We start from the raw sequence: 8,678 nt of genomic DNA, 5'->3' as shown, positions 1-8,678 counted from the left end.
TCAAGGAAGCCATAGACCAATTTTTTACTGTAACTCTTCCAGAGATTGCAGGTTCGTTGACGTCTCGAATCAATGACAATTTTCAGGTGTTTAAGCCTGCATCTTCAAGTTGATTGGGTATAGATGGCCTAGATAACAACGATTTGAGTTTTGACCTGCCTGTTTATGCTGTCGACAGTGATGGCGATGATTCACTGATGTCTCAACTCAATGTGACCATTGGTGATGATGTCCAAATAATGCAAGACGTTACGTTAGATATCACTGAGCCAAACCTTGCAGACGGAACAATCACGACCAACACCATTGATGTGATGCCAAATCAGAGTGCCGATGGTGCGACGATCACTGAATTCTCATTTGGCGGTATTGTCAAAACACTCGATCAAAGCATCGTAGGCGAGCAGCAGTTTAGTTTCACAGAAGGTGAGTTATTCATCACTCTTCAAGGCCAAGTGCGCTTTGAACCTAATCGTGACCTTGACCACTCTGCCAGCGAAGACATCGTGAAGTCGATTGTCGTTACTTCAAGTGATTTTGATAACGATCCTGTGACTTCAACCGTTACGCTGACCATTACCGATGGTGATATTCCAACTATCGATGCGGTACCAAGCGTTACGCTCTCAGAAACAAACCTAGCTGATGGTTCTGTGCCAAGTGCCGGCGCGGTCAGCTCAACGGAGACGATTACTTTCACCAACCAAAGTGATGATGTGGTTCGCTTCCGTTTGGAACCAACCGAGTTTAATACTAACGATGCGCTTAAGTCGAATGGCTTAGTGGTCGAACTGCGCGAAGATCCTCAAGGCTCTGGTCAGTACATTGGTTTTACTACCAGCTCGTCTAATGTAGAGACGACAGTATTTACGCTGGACTTCAACTCCGGAACCTTAGGTGAATACACATTTACTTTAATCGAAGCTCTGGATCATCAAGATGCGCGTGGCAACAACGATTTAAGCTTTAATTTACCTGTGTATGCGGTGGATAGTGATGGCGATGACTCGTTAGTTTCTCAGCTTGGTGTGACCATTGGCGACGATGTGCAATTGATGCAAGACGGCACAATCACCAGTCGTGAGCCGGCAGCAAGTGTTGAAACATCAAATACCTATGATGTGATGCCAAGTCAAAGCGCTGACGGAGCGAAAGTCACTTCATTTGTTTTCGATGGTAACACTGCAGAAAGCCTTGATTTAAATGTGAATGGTGAACAAGAGTTCGTGTTCACAGAAGGCTCGGTATTCATTACGACAGAAGGTGAGATACGATTCGAGCCTGTACGTAATCAAAATCATGCTGGTGGTGATATTACCAAGTCGATTGAGGTGACGTCTGTTGACCTCGATGGCGATATTGTCACATCGACAGTGACACTTAAGATTGTTGATGGTGACCTTCCTACCATCGACCTCGTTCCCGGGATTACGTTATCTGAAGTGGATCTGGCTGATGGCTCTGCGCCAACGGGCAATCCAGTGACAATGACACAAACTATTACCTACACAGCGGGTAGTGACGACGTAAGCCATTTCAGAATTGATCCTACGCAGTTCAATACTTCAGGGGCTTTGAAATCGAACGGCCTCGATGTCGAGATAAAAGAGCAGCCAGCTAATTCTGGTAATTACATTGGCTTCGTTAAAGACGGTTCTAACGTAGAAACCAACGTCTTCACGATCAGCTTCTCGACGAGTAATTTAGGACAATACACGTTCACACTGCTTGAAGCGTTAGATCATGTCGATGGATTACAAAACAATACACTAAGCTTCGATGTCCCTGTGTTAGTGGTTGATGCAGATGGTGATGATTCTGCAATGTCGCCAATGACGGTTGCGATCACCGATGACGTACAAGGAGTTCAAGATGGCACCTTGAGTATCACTGAGCCTTCATTAGCTGATTTGGCATCGGGTACACCACCAACGACGGCAATCATTGATGTTATGCCTACGCAGAGTGCTGATGGCGCGAAAGTGACACAGTTTACTTACGATGGTGGCACAGCTGTAACGTTAGACCCAAGCATATCTACAGAACAAGTCTTTACCGTAACCGATGGCTTACTGTACATCACCATTGAAGGGGAGGTTCGTTTTGAGCCGAACCGAGATCTCGACCATTCATCTGGCGATATCGTAAGAACGATTGTCGTCACCACCAGTGATTTTGATACCGATACCGATACCGCGGATGTAACTTTGACGATCAAAGACGGCATCGATCCCGTTATCGACGTGGTTCCAGATGTTAACTTATCGGAAGTTAACCTAGCGGATGGCTCGACGCCAAGTGGTTCTCCGGTCAGTTCGACTCATACAATTACGTATACAGAAGGAAGTGATGATTTTAGTCACTTTAGAATTGCGACCAACGAATTCAACCCTGGCGATCTGCTGAAATCAAGTGGTCTTGTTGTTCAACTAAAAGAAGATCCTTCTTCTGCTGGTGACTACATTGGTTATACCGACGATGGTATGGGTAACGTTACCGATGTATTTACCATTAGCTTTGATAGTGCAAACAAAGCTCAGTTTACATTTACCTTGATAGAGGCACTCGACCATCTTGATGGCGTGCTCAACAACGACCTTACTTTCCGCTTACCTATCTATGCTGTTGATACAGATGATTCTGAATCAACGAAGCGCGATGTGGTGGTTACGATAGAAGATGACCTCCAGCAAATGCAAGATGGCTTCTTAACCATTACCGAACCAAATTCTGGTACTCCAACAACAACTACCGTTGATGTGATGCCAATACCAAGTGCAGACGGCGCGAACATTACGCAGTTCACGTATGACGGTGGTTCTCCAATTACTCTGAATCAGAACATCAGTGGCGAACAAGAGTTTGTTTTCACTGAAGGTTCACTGTTTGTGACATTAGATGGTGACGTAAGGTTTGAGCCTAATCGAAACCTTGATCACTCTGCAGGTAACATTGTTAAGTCAATCGTGTTCACGTCTTCAGATTTTGATAACGATATCTTTTCGTCGACGGTTACGCTCACCATTGTTGATGGTGATGGGCCAACAATCGACGTTGTGCCGGGTGTGGCATTGTCAGAAAGCTTACTTGCGGATGGTTCGACGCCTAGCGTAACCCCTGTGAGTATGACTCAAACCATTACTTCACTTGCAAGCAGTGATGATATTGCTGAAATAGTGGTGGAAGTAGGGTTGTTCAATACCAACGGCGCGTTGAAGTCTGATGGGCTTGAATTGAGTTTACGTGAAGATCCAGCTGGTTCAGGCGACTACATTGCATTTACTACTAATGGTTCAGGTGCCGAGAAAATCATATTCACTCTGGATTTTGATGACACGAATCCGAGCCAATATACCTTTACTCTGCTTGAACGTTTAGATCATGTTGATGGTTTAGGAAACAACGATCTGAGCTTTGATCTTTCTGTTTACGCGGAAGATACTGATGGTGATATTTCAGCGTCTAAACCACTGACTGTCACCATCACCGATGATGTTCAGCTGATGCAGTCAGGTGCGCTCAACATTACTGAGCCAACCACGGGAACACCAACCACAACGACATTTGATGTGATGCCTGCGCAAAGTGCAGATGGCGCGACAATCACTAAGTTTGTGTATGACAATCAAGCTGAAACAGCCTTGGTACAAACCGACACGGGTGAGCAGGAATTTGTGTTCACTGAAGGTTCTCTGTTTATCAATCTCGAAGGGGATGTACGTTTCGAACCTAACCGTAATCTCGATCATTCGGGTGGTAACATCGTTAAAACCATTACGGTGACATCGGAAGATAAAGATGGCGATATTGTCACTTCGACTGTAACGCTAACTATTGCAGATGGCGCGCCACCAACTATCGACACCGTTCCAACTGTCGCGTTGGCTGAAGCAAACCTGGTTGATGGTTCTTCACCAGTTTTACCTGTGAGCCAAACTGAAACCATTACTTTCACAGCAGGAAGTGATGATGTTAGCTACTTCCGCATTGATCCGGCTCAATTCAACACATCAGGCGATCTGCAAGCGGATGGTTTGGTGGTTCAGTTAAAAGAAGATCCTCTGAACAGCGATAATTATATTGGTTACGTTGAGAGCGGCGGTGTCCAAACGGATATCTTCACCATCACGTTTAGCAGCGTGGTTCTAGGAGAGTACACATTCACCTTGTTGGAAGAGTTAGATCACTTGCCAGTACAAGGTAACAATGATCAAATCTTCACTTTGCCAGTTATAGCCGTCGACAAAGACAACACTGATTCAGCGGTGAAGCCTCTTACGGTGACGATTACCGATGATGTACCAACCATTACTGACACCACTGGCGCGAGTACATTTGTGGTTGATGAAGATGATTTGGGTACTCTGGCACAAGCGACGGGTTCGTTTATTACCACAGAAGGCGCAGACCAAGTTGAAGTTTACGAACTGCGTAATATCTCAACGCTGGAAGCAACGCTATCGTCGGGCAGTGAAGGTATTAAGATCACTGAGATCACCGGTGCTGCCAACACGACCACCTACCAAGGGGCGACCGACCCAAGTGGAACGCCAATTTTCACATTAGTGCTGACTGATGATGGTGCTTACACCTTTACCTTGCTTGGCCCTCTCAATCACGCTACGACACCGAGTAACCTCGATACATTAACAATACCGTTTGATGTTGTTGCCGTTGATGGTGATGGTGATGATTCTAACCAATATGTATTGCCAATCGAGGTGCTCGATGATGTGCCTGTGATGACCGCTCCGACAGGTGAAACCGCTGTTGATGAAGACGATCTTTCCGGGATTGGTTCGGATCAAACGGAAGACACCATCATCAATGGACTGTTCACTGTTGATGAAGGTGCGGATGGCGTTGTGCTGTATGAGCTGGTTGATGAAGATTTGGTTCTGACGGGCTTAACCTCTGATGGAGAAAGCTTAGAGTGGCTAGCTGTTTCACAAAACGGCACAACATTTACTTACGTTGCTCAAACTGCAACGAGTAATGAAGCGGTGTTCGAGATTATTTTCGATACCTCGGATAACAGCTACCAATTTGAATTGTTTAAACCACTTAAACACCCTGATGGTGCAGATGAAAATGCGATTGACCTTAATTTCTCTGTTGTTGCAGAAGACTTTGACCAAGACCAATCAAATGCGATTGATCTCAAAATTACAGTCACTGATGATGTTCCATTAGTGACAACTCAGTCGATTACTCGTCTTGAAGGGCAGGGTTACAACAACTCTAAAGTCGACATGTTTGCTAATGCGACGGATGTGGGGGCTGATGGTGCGGTACTGAGTCGAATTGAGGGTATCTCAAATAATGGTGCAGATATTGTTTTCCAAAGAGGTAATGCGACTGATTACAGTGACGCATTAAATCTTCAAAGCGGAAGTCGAATTATCCGCGTTTATGAGCAAACCGATGATGGCAATGGTGGTACTCAGGAAAGGCAGCTTGGTACTTTACGCATCAACTCAAATGGTGAGGTTGAATTTAGAGCTAACGGCTATCTCGATCATGACGGCCTAGACACTATCGACTTCTCGATTAACGTGATTGCGACGGATGGCGATTTAGACACCTCTGAAACACCGTTAGATATTACGATTACTGATAGGGATTCTACAAGAATTGCGCTGAAAGTGACGACCTTCGAGGATGCGGGTAGAGACTCAACCATACCTTACGCAACAGGTGATGAGCCGACTCTTGAGAATGTTCAAGATAACCAAAATGGTTTGCCGAATGCGCCAGCGCAAGTTGCGCTGCAAGTTAGTCTGTATGACCAAGATAACGCTGAATCTATTGGGCAGTTGACGATTAAAAGCCCGAACGGAGGTGATAGTCACCAAGGTACTTTTTATTACTTTGATGGTGCTGACTACATTGAATTAGTGCCTGAGTCAAATGGGAGCATTATATTTGGCTCTCCTGAACTCGAACAAAGCTTCGCTCCAAACCCGAGTGAACCAAGACAAACTATCGCGACGATAGACAACCTGTTCTTTGTTCCAGACCAACACGCTAGTTCGGATGAAACTGGTGGGCGAGTTCGTTATGAGCTTGAAATTGAGAAAAATGGCACTACGGAGCACACCATTAACTCAAACTTCAGAATCGAGATTGAAGCGGTAGCGGATATTGCGACTTGGGATGATTCCAACAGCACGTATCAGTATCAAGTCAACGAAGATGAAGACAATGTCACGTTGCAGCTGAACGCAGAGTCGCAAGATAACAGTAATACTGAGACGATTACCTACGAACTTGAAGCAGTTCAAGGCGACGGGAAGTTTGAGTTACTTGATCAAAATGGCAATGTGTTAACGCCCGTTAATGGTGTTTATATCATCGCATCTGCTGATATCAATAGCACCGTAGTTAACCCTATTGATAATTTCTCAGGGCAGATTGAGTTCAAAGCGACGGCAATTACGGAAGAGACGTTTAACCCATACGATGATTCAGCCAACGGTGGAGCAAACGATAAGACGACGGCTCGTTCTGTGGAACAAAGTATTGTTATTGATGTGACCGCAGATGCGGACCCTGGCACATTCAGTGTTAGTCGAATTCAGATCAACGAAGACAATATCGATGATCCAGATTACGTCGGGCCTTTGGACAATAAAGACGCGTTCACGTTAGACGAAGTCATCACCATGACAGGGTCGGTCGATTCTGACAGTTCTGAAGAACTGTTTGTGCGCATCAGTAATGTTACGGAAGGAGCTGTGCTTTACTTCTTAGGCACCACGACAGTCGTTCCGACCATCACGATCAATGGTGTGGATTATCAAGAAATCGCGTATTCCGATTTGGCTAACGTTGAGGTTGTTCCAACCAAACACAGTAATGTCGATTTCACCTTCGATGTTACGGGAGTGGTCAAAGATACGGCAAGTCTATCCACGGGCGCCCAAATCGATGAGGAGATATTAGGAACTAAAACCGTCAACGTTGAAGTCAAAGGCGTTGCCGATACTCCTTATGGTGGGACGAATGGTACAGATTGGACAACGTTTACAGATGGCGCGACAAACGGTGTTCAAACTACAATTGAAGAGAGTCAAAATGGCGATAGCTTTGCTCTGCTTGACTTCACTGTATTGTCTGGCGAACGTAAACCTGATGACCCAACAGATTCTCCTCTAACTGGAGATGGATCTGAAGCCATTACTGTAATCCTTTCAGGTATTCCTGATGGTGTGATTCTCGAAGATGGCGACGGTACGGTTATTGATCTTAACTTTGTTGGTTACGAAACTGGACCGGGCGGTAGTCCTGATCTATCGAAACCAATCTACGAAGCGAACATTACTGAGGCAGGTAAAACCTCAGGCATTCGCATTCGACCTGTCGACTCATCGACCGAGAATATTCACATTCAAGGTAAAGTGATTGTGACTGAGAATGATGGTCACACGCTTACGTTTGATCAAGAAATTCGAGTGCTTGTTATACCTCGAATCGACACATCAGCAACTTATGTCAATACGACTAACGGTGATGAAGATACGGCTATCAATATTGATTGGCACCCTGAAGGCACGGATTACATTGATGACGATGAGCATTTCACTAAGATAACTATTAATGGAATACCACTGGGTGTTACTGCAGTAGTCAACGGTGATGTGACCGTTGATGACTCAACCCCAGGAACATTGATTATAACGCCTAAAGATGCTTCCCAAACTCCTGAACAATTTACTCAAATTGCATTAGCTAATAACTTCATTCAAATGACGCCTCCGGCTGATTCTAGTGCAGATTTTACGTTGACCACCGAACTTAAAATGGAAGAGCGAGATCATGAGTATACGTCTAGCGGCCTAGAGGATGAAGATGGTGGTTATGTCGAAGCCGATCCAGATATAACCGGAATCATTAACGTTCAAGTACGACCTGTGGTTGAACCTGGAGATGCCGACAACAAGATTGTCGTTTCAAACGAAGATGGCTCTGGAGATCTCACTACGATTACGGCTGATGCTAATGGTGTCATTAAATTTACAACTAACAGTGATAACCAAACGACTGATACTAACGGAGACGAAATCTGGGACGGTGAATACGTCGTCCGATACCAAGAAACGGATTTAAGCACAGTAGAAGAGCAAGTCGACGAAGTGATTGTTCAGTTGACTAACACCGACGGAAGCGCGTTATCTGATGATATCTTAGGGCAACTTTTAGTAACTGGCGCCTCTTACGAAGGCGGTGGCCGTTGGGTTGTGACCAATGAAGATGCCTTTAGCGTCAGTGCGCCCAATGGATTAGATTTCACCCCTGCCAATGATGCGGATGATGTCGCTACTGATTTCAATGATATCAAGATGACAATTTTCACTTTGGTATCAGATCCTGGTGACGCTAACAATGAAACGTCCGCCCAAGTGCAACGCACCGGAGAGGTAACGCTTTCTTATCCTGAGGTGCTGACGGCACCTGACAAAGTTGCTGCAGATATTGCGATTGTGCCAGACAGTGTTATCGACGCCGTTGAGGATACTCAGCTTGATCTCGGCGCGGCACTCAACGGCATTTTGAGCTTGACGGGTCGCGATGATTCTACTGACCAAGTGACGGTGATCATTGATGGTACTCTGGTCATTGATGCTACAACATCATTCCCAATTAGCCTGTCGGGAACAAGTGATGTTGACTTTGTG

The 8,678-nt window shown here is 45.3% G+C and carries 2 pseudogenes; both read left to right on the top strand.

The features are described 5' to 3' along the window. Window positions 1-113, top strand: a pseudogene (locus H5300_RS24175) (IS630 family transposase); the annotation flags it as partial. A gap of 30 nt (window positions 114-143) precedes the next feature. Beyond that, window positions 144-8,678: pseudogene (locus H5300_RS24170) on the top strand (hypothetical protein); the annotation flags it as partial.

It is taken from the genome of Vibrio sp. SG41-7, assembly GCF_014164465.1.
Taxonomy (GTDB): domain Bacteria; phylum Pseudomonadota; class Gammaproteobacteria; order Enterobacterales; family Vibrionaceae; genus Vibrio; species Vibrio splendidus.
Note: the sequence above shows the minus strand (reverse complement) of the source record. Positions and strands in the feature narration are given on the sequence as shown.